This window comes from Paenibacillus sp. FSL W7-1088, from assembly GCF_037969855.1.
Classification (GTDB): domain Bacteria; phylum Bacillota; class Bacilli; order Paenibacillales; family Paenibacillaceae; genus Paenibacillus.
In genome coordinates this window covers 1,840,519-1,856,800 of record NZ_CP150216.1, presented here as the reverse complement: position 1 = coordinate 1,856,800, position 16,282 = coordinate 1,840,519, and the positions used below count along the sequence as shown (strand labels likewise).

Below are 16,282 nucleotides of genomic sequence, written 5' to 3'. Positions count from 1 at the left end.
TGTAATTGATTAACTGCTATGTTTACATGCATATAACGTATTGTCAAACCAAGTGCGACGGAATTACGCTGGAGGATTTGTGAATACCACTATATAGAAAGAGGTAATAATCATGACAAATAGAGCATTTTCCCCGATTCTTCTGCTCATCCTACTTCTCACAGCCTGTGCTTCAGAAGTTCCTGCTGAAAACCATGACACTGAGGTTATCCTAAGAAAAGAAGCTATACCCATAATTACGAATGTTGAGACTAACTATCCCGAAAAAGAAGGTTGGATTGTAATTCCTACAGATAGCACAGAGTTAAATGTCACAGTAGAGGCGACCAATGCGGAAACACTTCTTTTCTGGGCCGTTCCAACAGGAACTAAGACTTGGGGAGAACGAGAACTAATTGGGTATGATGCCAACGAGGACGATGGTTGGAAGATAACGTGGGATATTGCGGGTAAGTCTTTGCATCACCACGTGATTGTTCAGGCATTGGGAAGTGATGGGAAGACCATAACCGATAAAACGATAAATATTACGAATGAGTAAGGTTGATTTAAATCCTTCAATTAACGAAGATATAATTAATATTGGAGGCCTCCCCCGATAACTATTATCTTAGGTGAGCCTCCATTATTTTTGTATGTAAGTTATCTCTGAACTATTTGATCTTGGAAAGCAGCTTCTCTTTCTTTTGATCAAATTCATATTCGGAAATGATATTTTTTTCTTTTAACTCACCTAGCTGCAGAAGTTGTTCATGGACATTTATAGGTTGTTTTTTCCTCCGAGAAGATACAACCAAAGCAATAATTGAGAAGGGTATGGCGTACAGCATGCTTAAAAGTCCCAAGATTGCTGCGCTATCGGGATCTTCTGGCCCTAGTCCGAATATCATTAAAAACGTTAATGTGAATAACACGATACCGATAATTGACAATACTTTCAATTTAATTCCTCCTATATATTAACTTCGTCCCAATTCATAATGACATATCCAAGTTGAATTAAAAGCATAACTAGATAACTTATATTTACAACGAAACTAAATTTATGATTTTTGGCTAATTTCATATACTCTTCTTTACCTATCCTCCCAGTGTCCAATCTGGATTTAAGTTTCTTGTTCGATACCAATAATAAATACAACTCAATAATCCCAAACAATCCCCATACTAAAGTGAAAAACAATGACACGGCATTGGCAACCGACAAAAGCATAAGGGAACCTTCATCCAAACCTTTCTCAATTCCTACCTTGAAGCTTACATTCACGCTTAAGGTCAGAATGACTAGACCAAAACCTATGAAACTTAAATATGGTGTGAATTTGGAGCTTCGCATGTGCTCTTCCTTTCCGGCAATCTCCATTTGTCACAAAGTTCTTAGATAATCTGTGGTACTCGTTAATTCTGACCATCTGGCTGAGAGGAATATCGCATAATTTACCGGGCTGATTCCATAGGTTCCTAGAGAATGACCATCATTGATCTCTACCAGTTTCATATTTCCTTCTTGATCCACGCCAAAATCCATTCCATATGCAGCCGGTGCATCCTTAAAATCGCTAATTGCTTTCTCGATAACGCTAGCATTCAACGTTGAATCCCATGCCCCTTTATAGCGCCTGATATCCAGAATTTCTCCGTAACGTATAAAACAACGCCACTCTGTCTTAAAATCGACAATCTCGGAACACCATATGCCAGTATCCTCGTTCTCCTCCACAAGTCCAATAAAATCGCTGTATTCTTTCACCACTTTTCCTGCAAACTTTTTGGTAGTATCCTTCGGTTTGATGAACACATTCCAACTTTCTTTATCTTGAAAAAGTTCGTTAATCGTTGTACTCCACACTTTTCTTCCCAGGTAACCTGCTAAGGCATCTGGATAGTCTATTTCTCCTTGTGCTCTTTCCAATCCTAATTGTTCTATACGCTTTCTTACATTGCCTATGCCTCCCACTAGTAAGCTTTCGGGGCTATAATCCTGGATCTCTCGTAAATCAAAAAATTTAATGGTTTCCCACCCCAATGAACTGAAGCCTTCATTAGCAATAAACGCATTAACATTATAGAAGTCTCCATTGTTATTAGTTTGTATATAGGCTCTCATCGGATTCTCCTCCTCACTAATTTTCATTGTTACATAAAATACAGCCAATTCATCGTTGCCTTGTACTTTGCTTTCTCCTAAAATTTCAATAGATATGTTAATGGCTGACCGGCTTAACGTATCCTCACCTAAACATCTGCATCAATTAAATTATAGTCATGATCAAATTTTGCATGAATCCGATGTCCACCGAATAAATCTCCATCTGAATATTCACAGTATATATAGTTCACTAGAAATGCGATATCCAGTAACGATATGACTCTTTCAAAGCCTTCTGTGGTTACGTCATATTTCCCAGCATCTACATCATCCCAATTTAAATTCTCATCATCTTCATCGTATTCAGGCCAAAAATCATTTTTATAATCAATTAAATGATGTGCGATCTGTGTCTTAGCCCTGTTTTCAAATTCCTCAGACTGACAGAATAGTTTTTCTGCTCTATTCATCAATTCATCTACATTAGCACTTTCATTCTCAAGCTTTAAACTGTAATATACTTTCCCTTCCGTATGTTCATATGTATTAAATTCCTCGTTATAGATAAACAGACCTATTATTTTACTACTAATTGTCTTTTCCATAGGTGATTACCTCTCTTCTTCATTTTATCTAGATCAATATTTCATTTCATATTCATGCCCCACCAATATCCTATTTCTATTATCAGATTTTTTCTTTCACTTTTGAATGTTGCCATAAAGAATTTGTACATGTGTCGATCCATCTTTACTCCGCTGCCATAGGGTAACAAATTGCCCAATCTTGGTTGGCGTCGTTTTGGCGACCCGAAATCGAATGGAGAGAGAATTTAAGGTGAGCACATACGCCACGTATTCAGCATTTTGTGCTTCTTCATGTGGTTGTGAGCAAACAAAACCACACCTGTCATAGATAAGTTCTTTACTGGCAAGTAAGTCGCCATGAAGCATCTCGGAGGTCGTCCAAGTATTCGGACGATTCAAACTACTTTTGTTATCCAACTTGTGATATCTCCTGTCTTGTATAGTCTGAACTAAGGAATTTGCGATAGCTGTAAAAGTTTGTTAGTTCAAAGTTCCTGACATAATCGCTTCCATTCCTGCCATGCCTTCAAATACTCAGGCAGATCATTAGGGTGATGCTTGTTACTCAGCCCAATTCGGCAATATAGATGGACCAGAGCTTCCTCTATCAATCTGGATTTATCCATTTCCACCTGTTCCAGAAGTTCGAATGCAGCAAATAATGTTTCGGTGTTGATATTATCTGGCGAGGAGCTAAAAGCATACAAGAAATCATAGAGGATAGGTCCAACCATTGGAGATGGGTCAATGACGCCGATGAGTTCATTTTGAGCATATACAAAATTATGAACCCCCGTATCGCCATGCAAAAGAAACTTCTCTTCTTCCTCATGAAACAGTCGATCCACTTTGGATTGAACCAGATTATAATCATCTGTCGTTAAAATACTTCCCATATTCATCTTTGCTTCATGAATGCTAATCTGATTGAATTCTTTCCAGGTTCTCTGTGGGAACTCTATTCTGCCCCATGATTTCGTATCTGAAGAACGCACATATGTATTGAACAGCTCCTTCACCAGACGAGATAACCAGTCTCTTTTTTGTCCCCTGTTAAAATGGGTCGTGCCTTCCATATACGTATAAATAAAATAAGTGTTATCCGGATCAGTCAACAAAACTTCAGGCAGTAACGAAGAATTCTTATACGTATTCAAAAACTGCTGGGCAATGTGAATCTGTTCAGGTTCATCTGATTTCAGAATATAGTGCTTATTCAGGCTCGTAGTCAACCGATAAACACGTCCAGCTGTGGTACCTGACAAACTTTGAATTTTAGATATTTCTTCGTTGATATGATGCACCTTGAATAAGTTATTGATCTCATTAATCGTTGGATTAATTAACATATGGACCTCCTCAATATCTGAATTCCCTTCCATGAATGATCCATTGTACGGCATCCCAAATATCCTCTGCGATATAATCAGGTTCGGTCTCCGTCCATTTGTCTCTGAATTTGGTTAATGAAGATTCCCCCCAGCCTGTTCTCACCATGATCTTGGTCGCTCCTACGGCATGGGCAGCAAGCATGTCTGTATCTCCTACATATCCAATAACTATGCATTTGGATAAATCCAGACCGTGTTCCTCTGAGGCCTGTAATAACATTCCGGGTTTAGGCTTTCTGCAACTGCATTCTTGCTCATGCGGACATATATAGGAGTGATCGAATCCATACTCGCGAAATTGCTCTTCAAAATCCTCAACACTTGCTTCTTCACGTGAGATTCGATATTGATTCGTAAAAGCCAGTACCATAATTCCTTCTCGTTTCAAACGCATAATTGCTTCTTGAGCATTTGGGTATAATCTGAAATCTCTCGGATGAATAAAATGACCTGTACCACCGATTGTTCCATCTCTGTCTATAAAAACAGCTTGTACGTTCCCCTGTGGTTTCATCATGGTCTGTTCCTTTCTTAGAAAAATTTCAAGTCGTGTCGTTCATCTATACTTTCTCATTGATAATATGCTTGCTATCATCTTGCTGCTTATGTTGTTGTTGCTTCTTAATTTCAGTTTTCAGATAGTGTACTTCTTTGATTAATACATCCAGCTTTTTCGATGTTTTGGATGAATCTATGGCATAACGTATTACTGCAGCAAAGATAAGAACCACAATAAGACTTATAAGTGAGTGATACGATTCAAGTCCAGAAGAATTCCATATTGTTGTTCAATTCCTTACTTACATTAAACTGTAATTGATTAACTGTTATGTTTACATGCATATAACGTATTGTCAAACCAAGTGCGACGGAATTACTCTGAAGGATTTGTGAATACCACTATATAGAAAGAGGTAATAATCATGACAAATAGAGCATTTTTCCCGATTCTTCTGCTCTTCTTTCTTCTCACAGTAGAGGCCAATAACGCGGAAACACTTCTTTTCTGGGCCGTTCCAACAGGAACTGAGACTTGGGGAGAACGAGAACTTATCGGGTATGATACCAGCGAGGACGATGGTTGGAAGATAACGTGGGATATTGCGGGTAAGTCTTTGCATCATCACGTGATTGTTCAGGCATTGGGAAGTGATGGTAAGACCATAACCGATAAAACGATAAATATTACGAATGAGTAAGGTTGATTTAAATCCTTTAATTAACGAAGATATAATTAATATTGGAGGCCTCCCCCGATAACTATTATCTTAGGTGAGCCTCCATTATTTTGTTACTTAAAGCCTATACTCTCTTTCAAACGGCTAAACATCGTTTTACTTCTTTCTGGAATTCCCCACTGAAGTTCCAACAAAATGGGAGGATAATAGATGGGGTTGATCCATGAGTAGTTGTCCAGATTTGATACTGCATTCAAATATGATCGTTAAATATTCAACCTGGTGACCATTACTGTATGTAAACCGCTGCTCTTCACCACCATAGATCCCTATCACTTTCTCCGGTTCTATGATAAGTCCTGTCTCTTCCCATGCTTCTCTTACCATCGTTTGAGCAGGAGTCTCCCCGAGCTCGATTGCTCCAGCGATTAAACCCCAGTTGGTTTCATTATGTTTACGACCGAACAATATCTCTCCTTGTTTATTTCAGATAACCCCAGCCACACCCGGCATTCCAAGAGAATTTTAAGTTGTTAAGCTACACTATATCTTTCGGGCCCAATTTATAAGTTTTTTTTCTAAACTTTCTCATTAATGATATGTTTTTTGTTCTCTTACTTATGGTCACTCCTTTTTCTTATTTCAGTTTTCTAAAGAAACCTCCTAAAAATTTTCAATTTTACTGTAACATTATTTGACTTGACCCGTTGTCTAAAGAGAAGGAGGAGGAAACTTGAAATGAGGAGTGATCTATATGCAGAACTATTCAAGCAGTACCAATCCTCCCTGCATCTCTATCTATACCGTATGTGTGGATCTCAGGAGACAGCTGAGGAGTTAGTTCAAGAAACCTTTTACAGAGCCATGGTATCCATGAAAGCCGAGCATGCAAATTACGCCAGAGCCTGGCTATACAAAGTAGCTCGGCATTTATTTATTGATTGGTATCGTAAATATCGTGGAGAAATTCAAATGAATCGAGAGATGGAACAGCAAGCAACAGAAAATACATATCGTTCCCCTGAGGAAGTACTCACAGCTCGTGAACGAACCCTTCGTATTCAACAAGTGATGAAGAAACTTCCCGAACAGTATAGAACCATTTTGTTGCTACGAGAAATGAACGAGTTATCTTATAACGAACTTTGCGAGATTCTGGATATGAACATGAATCAGGTCAAGGTCACCCTTTTTCGTGCCAGAGAACGATTCAAAGTAGAAATGCTTCAAATGAAAGGAGACGTTTGAGAATGTCTAAAACACCACATGATGAGGAACGTGTATTTCAGGAAGAGGATTTTGAGTATCAGCGTCCTGAATGGGGTCATAAGCAGTTTAAACGAATGGTTTGGAAAACGAGATGGAAGTTTTTCCTAAATGCAGGAGGAGCTCTTTTTTTAATATTTATGGTCTATCACATCTATGTATCGTCACTCCATATCTACTTTGACCAATCAAAGGTACGTAATGACTTCATTCGTTCGATTGTATCTGTGGTTGAGATGCATGGTGACGGACTTCGGGTAGAGAAGACGAATTATGAACTCTTTGAAGTAACCCCACTCCTAACCCAGAAAGCTAATCTGAAAATATATCGACATGTGGGCTCATGGGAAGTAATCACAGGTGAAATTCAAGCTGAACTCAGTATAACCGGTAAATTCACCTATACGATTACTAATACAGGAGCGTATATGAATGGCAATAACCCAGGCCCTTTCTATCTCCCTTACTCCCTAGTAGATGGTATACCTACTAAAGCCTCTGATGAAAGCAGTAGCTTGAATCGGCTTCGTAAAATTGATGATGGACATGTCGCAGAGATGTCATTATCCTTGAAAAACCTAGCGCATCCCGATCAACTGATGCAGCTTCTTACAGATTATGATGTTGCAGTAACCGCCATGCCGATCTATTCTGGCGAATTAAAAGATCAAGATATCTCTTACTCTCGGTCAGGCATGTTCAACTATAATATTCCTCATTTGAGTCTTAAACCTCTTTCTGAATTTAAAGAGGATGGGGCAAATTGGTATAACTATTTCGTTCCAGAAGATTCAGGGCAGATGCAGGAGCAGGTTCAAGCGATGTTGTCTGATCTAGAATGGATGTCAAACCATCTTGAGTACAGTGGTGCTGAACTAGATAAACAACGTCTTGCCTATTTAAAAAAGAATGGCGTTCAAGTATATGGCGCGGTGGTTACTGGTCCTGTACGAGAGTTAGAGAAACTTACAAAGGTTCCGGAATTCCAACATTTCCAATTGAATCGAGTAGAGATATGGAATTGGGATTAAGATGACTTATCCAGTATCGACATTACGTTTCATATAAAAAAGAGATGATACCTGTTTAATCAGTGGTATTATCTCTTTTTTTCTGATTTCTTTTACCATAAAATCACCTTGTGTAACGTTATTGTTGCGAGAAGCTTAGTTTCTCTACCGCCGCCTCTGTCTCACTCTTCTTCTGCAAGAATATCTTCACAGCGAACAATCAATTCGGGCATATTTTCTCCGTAAAATAAAACATGAAGCTCATATCCGTTATCAATCCGGTACAGCTCTTGATACAGCCAGTAACTGCCTACAATCATACCCTCTTGCTTGATGATTTCGGTTGCAACCAGCGTAAGTTTATTTATATTGGTAAAGCCCCCACGAGTGTCAAAACGAATAACGACCTCATCACCCGTCAGCAGTTCCGTTACTGTACAATCGTGAAATTGAACCCGGCTACGAATTTCATGGGGAATATCCTGTGCTAAAATGACATCCCTGTATTCATTGGATACATGCTCCATCTCTCTCCTATTTTCTGCACTCTGTTTCTTTAGCTGTAGCATAACTTCTCTCGTGCAATAACCCAACGTAAATACACGGATATCCGCAATTTGCTCATAGATTTTCTTGGGTAATCGTTCTTTCTGGTGTTTGTAATCCCATTCCTGCATGTCTTTAAATGCAATTCTATGCTGCAGTTCGTCAAAAGGAGGCCTCACATCAAAATCCGCGATTAATTTGTCGATCCTCTCTCTTTCTTCAGCAGGCATCTGATATACTTTTTTATCATCTTCCGATATTTCATTCCCACTAAAAAACTTCTCGGCAGGTACAAAAACATGGCCATTTTGCTCCAGCAAAAAACGAGGATCTGTATTGTACATCTCACGCTGAAGCTCTATATACTCTTTTTCTTTTCTTTTATACCGTCGTAGGAAAAGTGCTTCGTTTAATTCGTAAGTTCCTCTATGTACCCTCATCCCAAAATGTAGTCCTGTCCGTTGACACAACTCGTACCATTCTTTCGTTAAATATCTCATATGCACCTCTTCTGCTGATTTTTAGAATCTACTTTGCTATTGAAGCGTAGAGCTTTTTAATTTGTGACGAGAATTTAGCTGCAACTGTAATATGTGTGCGTTTAAAATAAGCTGTTAATTGTTTAGGATGATTTTTGACAATATCATATTCTATAATCGTGTTAGCGATAACCAATCTCGTAAAACCCAGAACCTCGACAATTTCAGATCGATCTCGTTAGAAATTGCTCTATTGATTTCATCGCTACTCCTCCAAAATCTTCAGCCTCAACGATTCCTTATATTCAACAGACGTACTGGTCTACGCTAAGGTTTGAAAAAATTTGTGTTTTATTTCTTTGTCGTTTCGCTCCGCCCATTCATGCACAGCTTCTACGCCTGCGGATTCCTGACCTCGTTGAAAATAAAAACATAGATCCATCGGCACTAACCGTTTACCATAGAGTTTGATGCCAATCCGTCTGTAATTCATATAAATGCATTCAATCTCGGATGCATCGTATTTCCGATGTTTCGTAGAAATCACATGATCGCTCTCCAGCGTGATACTGGGTTTAGTGAAAAATAAACGCCAGATCAGAAAAACGATATAACCCAGAATATAGGTCAATATAATGATCAGTGAGTACTTCAGAATACCATTTTCATCGTAAATAACATTTCTGAAAAGCATAGCTTCAATGGCCAGCATGCATAGTAGGTTCAACAATGATCTTGGATAAATTGTCTTGTATGTGATGAGTTCCACCTCCTAATCATTCTCTTTATTAATCCGAAGCCACTCGGAAGGGGCTTTTCTGGCAAAATGCTTTTCAACAAAATCCAAAATATCATCAATGCCGGGCAATGCCGCATTTTCTTTGGCTTCGTCAAACGTCATCCATTGGTACTGGGTATGTTCATGATTTAACCGGACAGGCTGGCTTTCATCCACGTATCCTACGAATACGGGAGCGGTATAGATATACTCCCCCATGGGTGAATAATATTGTTCGAATTGATTGGCAGAATACAGCCGGACTTCAGTAATACCTGTTTCCTCGTGAACTTCTCTGAGTGCAGCTTCCCATGCCTTCTCACCCTTTTCTATCCCGCCGCCAACATAACACCACTCGTTATGCAACATACGACCAGCCCGCTTTAGCATCAGTACACGGTATTGATCGAGGCTCTTCTTCAACAGAACTACAGCCACTCCTTCACAACGAATGGGGACTACCTGTTTCACGTGCTCTGCACCATTCAATTTCTCGCCCCCTTCTCTTCAGAATCGAAGTCCTCCAGAACCTTAAATTTATCCCCGTGGATTTTATCCAAATGCTCTTCTCCCCAATAACATAAATGGTCCAAGGCAGGCTTGAGTCCCCAGCCGTAGTCCGTTAACTCATATTCCACTTTGGGAGGAACCTCCGAATATACCTTACGCTGTACAATCTCGTCCTTTTCCAGACCTCTGAGCTGTGTTGTCAGCATCTTCTGCGTAATGTCGGGGATTAACCGTCGAAGCTCCGACGTGCGTTTACGTCCGGTCATCAAATGATAAATAATCAAAGGCTTCCACTTCCCGCCCATCACTTCCAAGGCCGCTTCTACGCCTACTTTATATTTCTTCGGAGCGTTTGTGTCTTCATGTTCCGTCATTCTGAACCCCTCCATAATCAGGCTGTATTCAAGGTAAAACGTAATCTTCTTGCTGCTCTTTTTTCTATTATTTAAGCCCATTTCGAGGCATCCATTCAGGGTACTTTAATGTTCCTATGGCACTTCATTCTTCCTATAGAACATCAAAGTGCGTACTTCCAGATGTTTTCATACCTGTTTATAATAGCATCAGCCATTGATTCATGGCTACAAGACTGCATTGCAGAAAGGTAGTGAACGTTAAGATGAACGTACTCGTTGTAGTATCCCACCCAAGAAAAGATTCCTTGACCTTTCAGGTAGCTGATCGTTTTGTACAAGGTCTTGCCGAGGCTGGTCACGGTTATGAGATACTGGATTTGCATGGGATTGGATTCGACCCAATTCTTCGTGAGATGGACGAACCAGACTATACCCAAGAAAATCAGGTGTTCTCACCTGAGGTTGAAACCGAGATGAAGCGATTGAAGAAACACGATGCTGTCGCTTTTGTGTTTCCTCTCTGGTGGTGGCATCTGCCAGCCATGCTGAAAGGGTATGTGGATCGTGTCATGAACAACGGGTTTGCCTATGGCACGAACAAACTACCTCATCAGCAGATATTGTGGATCGCTCTTTCGGGTGTGACGGAAGAACAGATGCACAAGCGCAACTATGGTCAGTCGATCGCCAATCTGCTCAATGTGGGTATTGCCGATTATTGCGGCGTGTCCCAATCAAGGGTTGAATTTTTATATGAAACGTTGGAATCCAAGCCTGAGCATTATGAGGCACTTCTGAACCATTCGCATAACCTGGGAATGAACTATGCCAACGATCCTTCGACGCTATAAAGGTATTATAGTGCTACATTGATATGACACCTGACGTCCCAATTCCGCTTGAACACAGCAAAAAGGTCGCTCCAAAGAGCGACCCTGTTTGTTTAGATTCAATTATTTTACGGTCGAGAGAAGAAACTTCTCCAACATACTGGTATCGGTGATACTATGGTTACAAGCTGTGTTATCCATGCATACGTACTGGGCCACGGAAGAAATGTTGTCCGGCGTATAGCTCTTGGTCTTTACGTTGAAGAATCCGAGCTCCTGATGGCGATGACAGAACATACAATACCCTTTCTTGTTCGTGGCTGTAAGCCGTCCCTCAATTCCGAGGAATCTGCCTTCATACGGATACACGATGAACAAGCGATCGGTAGCAATGTCGGTCCATCTCAGATAAGTTGTACGTGCGTAATCGATGGATTCCAGATCCGGCACTTTGAGCTTCTTTACCTTGGGAAACAGCTTCTGAATTTGCTTCGCGGATACTTGCGGAAATGGAATCAGATATGCTTCCAGCTGGTTCAGATAGGTCTGCAACTCATGTGTCGTCTCATACGTGGATAACTGCTCCAGCAGTTGCTTCTGTTCCAGAGTAAGTTCATCGAAGATGCTCACCGCATTTGTGCCGACCGTATAACGGACGGTTTCCAATACTTTTGGATCCACAACCGAGCGTAGCGTTTTGAGCAGGAAATCAGCTTGTTTTTGAATATAATTAAATTGATGATTCTGAATAAATGGTGTTTGCATGGCGTTCAGCCCCTTATTTTTATTGGAAGAACAAATAAGGTGCAAAGCCTGCGGGATGAACCATTATGTTGATATTGATTTCAGGGCAACAATCTCATTTTTGTCGCGCCCTACACAAAGTCCGCCCCTATTCAGGCTTTGCGTAAGGCTTTCTAGCGAACGAGCAATCCGGCATCATCCATATTGCCACGTCATAACCCCCAATACGATAGATATATCGAAATTATAGCAGGGCAGCATAGTGTAGGCAACGAGCTTCGTTTCAATTTCCTCTTTTCAAGAAATATAATTACATCTTAGGCTTTCTTCCCATTTTCCACGAAATGATCTACTGCTGACTGCTCAATGGCCAGTCCTTCCGTGTAACGCTCCATGAACAAGGCAAATCCATTCACGTCCTCGCTATTTGGAGAAACCTCTTGTCCTTCTGCATCAATAAACACCTTGGTATTAAGGTACTCCGCCAAACCCTCGTGCTGCTGCTTATTAACCATGTAGGAAGCCAAAATAGCCATTCCCCATGCGCCACCTTCACCAGCGGTAGACATAACCGAAACGGGAATGTTCAGTGCGGATGCGCACATTTTTTGAGCGACTCGTGGGGTTTTGAACAATCCGCCATGCGCCCAAATGTGCTCAATCGTTACGTGCTCCTTCTGTGTCAAAATATCCAGCCCGAGCCTTAGTGCAGCAAACGCAGCAAATAGATGGACTCTCATAAAGTTTGCCAGATTGAAGCGGCTCTCTGGAGAACGCACAAACAACGGACGACCTTTTGCAATTCCTGTAATATTCTCGCCTGAATAGTAGCCATAGCTCAGTAAGCCACCGCCATCAGCGTCAGCTTTCAGTGCTTCATTGAACAACACACTGAATAATTGGTTCATATCGGGCTTCTGTCCCATCGCCTCATAAAACTCACGGAACATGTTTACCCAAGCATTAATATCGCTGGAGCAGTTATTCGCAAGAACCATAGCCACAGGATTGCCTTCAGGTGTAGTCACGATGTCAATCTCAGGGTATACCGTAGACAGGTTTTTCTCTAATACAATCATGGCAAAAATCGATGTACCTACGGAAATGTTACCCGTACGTTTTTGGACACTATTCGTAGCGACCATGCCTGTTCCAGCATCGCCTTCCGGAGGGCACAGTGGAATATTGGATTCCAAGTTACCCGATAGATCTAACAGTCGTGCACCAGCTTCACTAAGATATCCGGCATGTTCACCGGCAGTATAGACTTTAGGTAAAATATCTTTAAGATTCCACGGGTAGCCTTTGTCAGCAATTAAATCGTCAAACTTCCTCACCATATCTTCATGATATTCCAGTGTGGATTCATCAATTGGGAACATACCTGAGGCATCCCCTATACCAATAGCTTTACTGCCAGTCAACAGCCGATGTATGTAACCTGATAGTGTCGTAATATAATTGATGTTAGTGACATGCTCTTCTCCGTTCAAAATCGCTTGATACAAATGTGCGATGCTCCAGCGCTCTGGAATTTTAAACTGGAATTTCTCGGTTAGCTCTGATGCAGCCTTACCCGTTGTGGCATTGCGCCATGTACGAAACGGAACCAATAACTCCCCTGTTTGATCGAGTGCAATGTAACCCTGCATCATAGCAGAACATCCGATTGAGCCAATTTTTTGTATCGTTACACCATAATTATTCTGAATCTCTTGCTTTAATTGATGATAGGTTTGTTGCAGCCCGTGAATCATTTCATTCATATCGTAGGTCCAATAACCGTCGATCAATTGATTTGCCCACTCATAGCTGCTGGAACAGATGGTATTGAAATGGTGATCCATGAGTACAGCTTTGATTCGTGTGGATCCAAATTCAATGCCCAGCGAAGTTTCTCCCCTGACTATTGCTTGTTTCAAGTTTTGATCCATCATCGTATTCATCCTCTCTGAATTTGGAATTAGCTCGATTCGGGAAAATTTACATCCCCGTCATCGGAGTACATTGAAATGAAACCTACCCTATGATTACTCTTGTGATCACTCTTGGAAAACTGCAAATGTTTCACCTTAACAATATATTGTCCTCATTCGATGGATAGAGTGGTGGACCAGCTTCTTCATATTGCTTTGTTCTTAATATCGTTCTGTAAACCTACTCATCCACCAATCCCTCTTCATTAAATATTCAATTTTGATTGGCATAATAATGTATTCTTCCGTTACTTCAATCAGCTCATTGGGACCGTTATAGATTAAATCCACATTTAAGTGAAACGGTTTAATTTTTCTACCCACTTCATCTTCAAATTCTTGAACATAACGTATAAGGTCAGGTATCCCTTCCCAGTAATTCATTGCAGCTTGCCCGCCCGCAGGCATGTACCACCACTGCCTAAAGGATGGCCATAAATGAACCAATACCTCCCTTAATTCATGTTGTTCAACTAACTTAAAGTCGGGCAGTCCTAGCACAAATGATACATGATGATTATTTTTATGTGCCTTCTGTTGAATGCTGCGATCCCAGAACCATTTCCATTGTATTTCAAGTTTTTGATGAAGTTGATCTGATTCTACCCTTTGCCGGGATGGCCATAGATTATTCTCATTGATCTCCTCTTTAAGAAGGCCATACGTACTCGCTACATAGATCAAAAAGTTCAATTCAATATCACTGGATATACAAACAGACCATGAGTTATGGTTTTGAATCATTGACATTTCACCTTTCACCCAAAATGCATAAATTTAACGTTGATCAAGCGATTTGAGAGATATTCTTCTTCCTATTTTGTTGCACTAATATAGCTCAATTTAAAAATATGATCATACATATATGTGTAAGAATCGTAATACTCAAGCGCCTTTTTTCTCTCTTCGTGGAAAGACTTTAATCTTTCCTTGTCCCCGGTATGAACATAGGCTATTAGCTCAATACTTGCTTTTTTATATGCCTCCAAACTATAAAACGCATCAGATAAATCAGAGGAATTATAGTCTTGTACTGGAGTAAATACCTCTGGACGGATCACGACATTGGATTCGGCTTCCTTTATTAACTGTTGTAATTTGGAGATGTCAACTTGCTCTTCTAATATCACTTTACTAAGGACATCAATCACTTCTTGCTCGATCTTGTTGAATTGGCTTGTAAATTCATAGTTGGATAGATGCATTTCTATTAAATTTTTGGTGTAATGAGAATAGCTATTCACTAAATTAAGCTTGGAGTTCTTATACTCTACCGCAAATCTTGCATCACGAAGAACACTGGCCGGGATATAAGCATGATTGTCAATTATTTTGACTTCTGTCCCTGCTCTGGTCTTTAGTTCTTTTCCATTCAAAACTATACTTATCTTCTGTGGTGCACTTGTCGCTGCAAAAGCAAGAGAAGCGCTTAATAACGACAAAACCAAGGTAACGATTATCATCTTCTTCACTTCGTACACACCCTTCGATATGAATAATAAGGAGAATTTTTAATTAGCTCTCATCGTACCATTTTATTCAAATAAAGGTAATACACTACATACGTGCAACGTTCTTTTTCCATACACAAAAAAGAAGCCACCTCCCTGGCCTTCCACCAGTTCAGCAACTCCTTTTTCACACCTATTCGTACCGCTACTCGACTCTACTCCTTCACAGCCCCAACTACAATCCCGGTTACAAAGTACCGTTGCAAGAACGGATACACGAGCAGGATCGGCAGCGCGCTGATAAAGATCTGAGAAGCCCGAATCGTCCGTTGGGACAGGTTCTTCACCGCTTCTGGATCAAGCTTCGACATGTCGGCCTGCACGATAATCGTCTGCATGAATGTTGCCAGTGGCAGCTTTTCCGCATCACGGATGTAGATAATCCCGTCAAAATATGCGTTCCAATGTCCCACCATCATGAAGAGAGAAACGGTTGCAATAACGGGTACGGAGACGGGCAGATAGATTTTGATAAACGTCTGCAAGTGTCCTGCACCATCGATAAATGCGGCTTCTTCCAGGTCCTTCGGAACGGTACGGAAGAAATTCAGTAACAGAATGATGTTAAACACCGCAACCAACCCAGGCAAAATCAAGGCCAGCAATGTGTTCATCAGACCCAGCTTCAGAATGAGGATATACCCCGGAATGAGGCCACCGCTGAACAGCATCGTGATGACAAAATACCATAGATAGATGTTACGTGCGCGGAAAACCCGCGTCTCTTTGGAAAGCGCATAGGCTGCAAGCGTATTAACGATTAACGCAAGTCCAGTACCCAGTACCGTCCGTTCCACAGACACCCACAAGGAGGAGAGGAAGTTCGTATTGGCAAATGTCTTCGCATACGCCTCCAGTGTGAATCCAATTGGCCAGAACGTGACCAGTCCAGCATTGGCAGGAGCAGATGCGCTCAGTGATACCATGAGTAAGTGATACAAAGGCAGCAAGCAGAGCAGCGAAAGGATGGTCAGTAACACATTGTTGATTATGCTGAATATGCGGTAAGGCATCGTTTTATGATACATGAG

General features: G+C 40.8%; 20 protein-coding genes and 2 pseudogenes. 5 read left to right on the top strand and 17 right to left on the bottom strand.

Annotated features, from left to right (window positions below; translation table 11 throughout):
* Window positions 1–112 precede the first annotated feature (112 nt).
* Window positions 113–541: a hypothetical protein gene (locus MKY42_RS08460; RefSeq protein WP_339850394.1), complete on the top strand. Its 429-nt coding sequence runs from the start codon at window positions 113–115 to the stop codon at window positions 539–541.
* Window positions 542–653: 112 nt separating this feature from the next.
* On the opposite strand, the gene MKY42_RS08455 is transcribed toward MKY42_RS08460, so the two are convergent.
* The 7 genes and pseudogenes from MKY42_RS08455 to MKY42_RS08425 form a co-directional block, all read right to left on the bottom strand.
* Window positions 654–941, bottom strand: coding sequence for an SHOCT domain-containing protein (locus MKY42_RS08455; protein WP_339850391.1), 288 nt, complete (start codon window positions 939–941; stop codon window positions 654–656).
* 11 nt (window positions 942–952) lie between these two features.
* Complete coding sequence (locus MKY42_RS08450) at window positions 953–1,363, bottom strand: hypothetical protein (RefSeq protein ID WP_339850388.1); 411 nt, start codon at window positions 1,361–1,363, stop codon at window positions 953–955.
* A gap of 3 nt (window positions 1,364–1,366) precedes the next feature.
* Window positions 1,367–2,107 (bottom strand): ATP-grasp domain-containing protein, encoded by a 741-nt coding sequence (locus tag MKY42_RS08445; RefSeq protein ID WP_179265414.1) that lies wholly within the window; start codon window positions 2,105–2,107, stop codon window positions 1,367–1,369.
* A 128-nt stretch (window positions 2,108–2,235) separates the two neighbouring features.
* Window positions 2,236–2,694, bottom strand: a complete 459-nt coding sequence (locus MKY42_RS08440) for a DUF2262 domain-containing protein (RefSeq protein ID WP_339850383.1) — start codon at window positions 2,692–2,694, stop codon at window positions 2,236–2,238.
* Between the two features lie 138 nt (window positions 2,695–2,832).
* Window positions 2,833–3,093: pseudogene (locus MKY42_RS08435) on the bottom strand (MepB family protein); the annotation flags it as partial.
* A gap of 68 nt (window positions 3,094–3,161) precedes the next feature.
* Window positions 3,162–4,025 carry a phosphotransferase gene (locus MKY42_RS08430; RefSeq protein WP_179265416.1) on the bottom strand — a complete coding sequence of 288 codons (864 nt, stop codon included), beginning with the start codon at window positions 4,023–4,025 and terminating at the stop codon, window positions 3,162–3,164.
* Window positions 4,026–4,035: 10 nt separating this feature from the next.
* Entirely contained in the window at window positions 4,036–4,584 is a 549-nt protein-coding gene (locus MKY42_RS08425) for an HAD-IIIA family hydrolase (protein WP_339850380.1), read from the bottom strand.
* 406 nt (window positions 4,585–4,990) lie between these two features.
* On the opposite strand from MKY42_RS08425, the gene MKY42_RS08420 reads away from it, so the two are divergent.
* A complete protein-coding gene (locus MKY42_RS08420; protein ID WP_339850377.1) occupies window positions 4,991–5,266 on the top strand; it encodes a hypothetical protein in 276 nt (91 codons plus the stop codon).
* 135 nt (window positions 5,267–5,401) lie between these two features.
* On the opposite strand, the pseudogene MKY42_RS08415 reads toward MKY42_RS08420, so the two are convergent.
* Window positions 5,402–5,719 (bottom strand): annotated as a pseudogene (locus tag MKY42_RS08415) (NUDIX domain-containing protein); the annotation flags it as partial.
* A 264-nt stretch (window positions 5,720–5,983) separates the two neighbouring features.
* Here MKY42_RS08415 and MKY42_RS08410 point away from each other — a divergent pair.
* On the top strand, window positions 5,984–6,493 hold the full coding sequence (locus tag MKY42_RS08410; protein ID WP_090894804.1) for a sigma-70 family RNA polymerase sigma factor: 510 nt from the start codon (window positions 5,984–5,986) through the stop codon (window positions 6,491–6,493).
* A 2-nt stretch (window positions 6,494–6,495) separates the two neighbouring features.
* Window positions 6,496–7,542: an anti sigma factor C-terminal domain-containing protein gene (locus MKY42_RS08405; protein WP_256221939.1), complete on the top strand. Its 1,047-nt coding sequence runs from the start codon at window positions 6,496–6,498 to the stop codon at window positions 7,540–7,542.
* Window positions 7,543–7,703: 161 nt separating this feature from the next.
* Here the strand turns inward: MKY42_RS08405 and MKY42_RS08400 are convergent, their stop codons facing one another.
* The 4 genes from MKY42_RS08400 to MKY42_RS08385 form a co-directional block, all read right to left on the bottom strand.
* Window positions 7,704–8,507 carry a DUF4085 family protein gene (locus MKY42_RS08400; protein WP_339850373.1) on the bottom strand — a complete coding sequence of 268 codons (804 nt, stop codon included), beginning with the start codon at window positions 8,505–8,507 and terminating at the stop codon, window positions 7,704–7,706.
* Between the two features lie 361 nt (window positions 8,508–8,868).
* Complete coding sequence (locus MKY42_RS08395; protein WP_339850371.1) at window positions 8,869–9,240, bottom strand: hypothetical protein; 372 nt, start codon at window positions 9,238–9,240, stop codon at window positions 8,869–8,871.
* 78 nt (window positions 9,241–9,318) lie between these two features.
* Window positions 9,319–9,813 carry an NUDIX domain-containing protein gene (locus MKY42_RS08390; protein WP_090894797.1) on the bottom strand — a complete coding sequence of 165 codons (495 nt, stop codon included), beginning with the start codon at window positions 9,811–9,813 and terminating at the stop codon, window positions 9,319–9,321.
* Complete coding sequence (locus tag MKY42_RS08385) at window positions 9,810–10,208, bottom strand: helix-turn-helix domain-containing protein (protein WP_090894795.1); 399 nt, start codon at window positions 10,206–10,208, stop codon at window positions 9,810–9,812. Before MKY42_RS08385 ends, MKY42_RS08390 begins: the two co-directional genes overlap by 4 nt.
* Before the next feature lie 245 nt (window positions 10,209–10,453).
* On the opposite strand from MKY42_RS08385, the gene MKY42_RS08380 reads away from it, so the two are divergent.
* A complete protein-coding gene (locus MKY42_RS08380) occupies window positions 10,454–11,041 on the top strand; it encodes an NAD(P)H oxidoreductase (RefSeq protein WP_339852812.1) in 588 nt (195 codons plus the stop codon).
* A gap of 102 nt (window positions 11,042–11,143) precedes the next feature.
* On the opposite strand, the gene MKY42_RS08375 is transcribed toward MKY42_RS08380, so the two are convergent.
* The 5 genes from MKY42_RS08375 to MKY42_RS08355 all read right to left on the bottom strand — a co-directional run bounded on the left by MKY42_RS08375 (window position 11,144) and on the right by MKY42_RS08355 (window position 16,279).
* Window positions 11,144–11,785: a FusB/FusC family EF-G-binding protein gene (locus MKY42_RS08375; protein WP_090894791.1), complete on the bottom strand. Its 642-nt coding sequence runs from the start codon at window positions 11,783–11,785 to the stop codon at window positions 11,144–11,146.
* A gap of 296 nt (window positions 11,786–12,081) precedes the next feature.
* Entirely contained in the window at window positions 12,082–13,698 is a 1,617-nt protein-coding gene (locus tag MKY42_RS08370; RefSeq protein WP_179265951.1) for an FGGY-family carbohydrate kinase, read from the bottom strand.
* Between the two features lie 204 nt (window positions 13,699–13,902).
* A complete protein-coding gene (locus tag MKY42_RS08365) occupies window positions 13,903–14,484 on the bottom strand; it encodes a hypothetical protein (RefSeq protein WP_339850366.1) in 582 nt (193 codons plus the stop codon).
* Between the two features lie 71 nt (window positions 14,485–14,555).
* A complete protein-coding gene (locus MKY42_RS08360; protein WP_090894787.1) occupies window positions 14,556–15,212 on the bottom strand; it encodes a hypothetical protein in 657 nt (218 codons plus the stop codon).
* A gap of 194 nt (window positions 15,213–15,406) precedes the next feature.
* Entirely contained in the window at window positions 15,407–16,279 is an 873-nt protein-coding gene (locus MKY42_RS08355; protein WP_090894785.1) for a carbohydrate ABC transporter permease, read from the bottom strand.
* Window positions 16,280–16,282 lie beyond the last annotated feature (3 nt).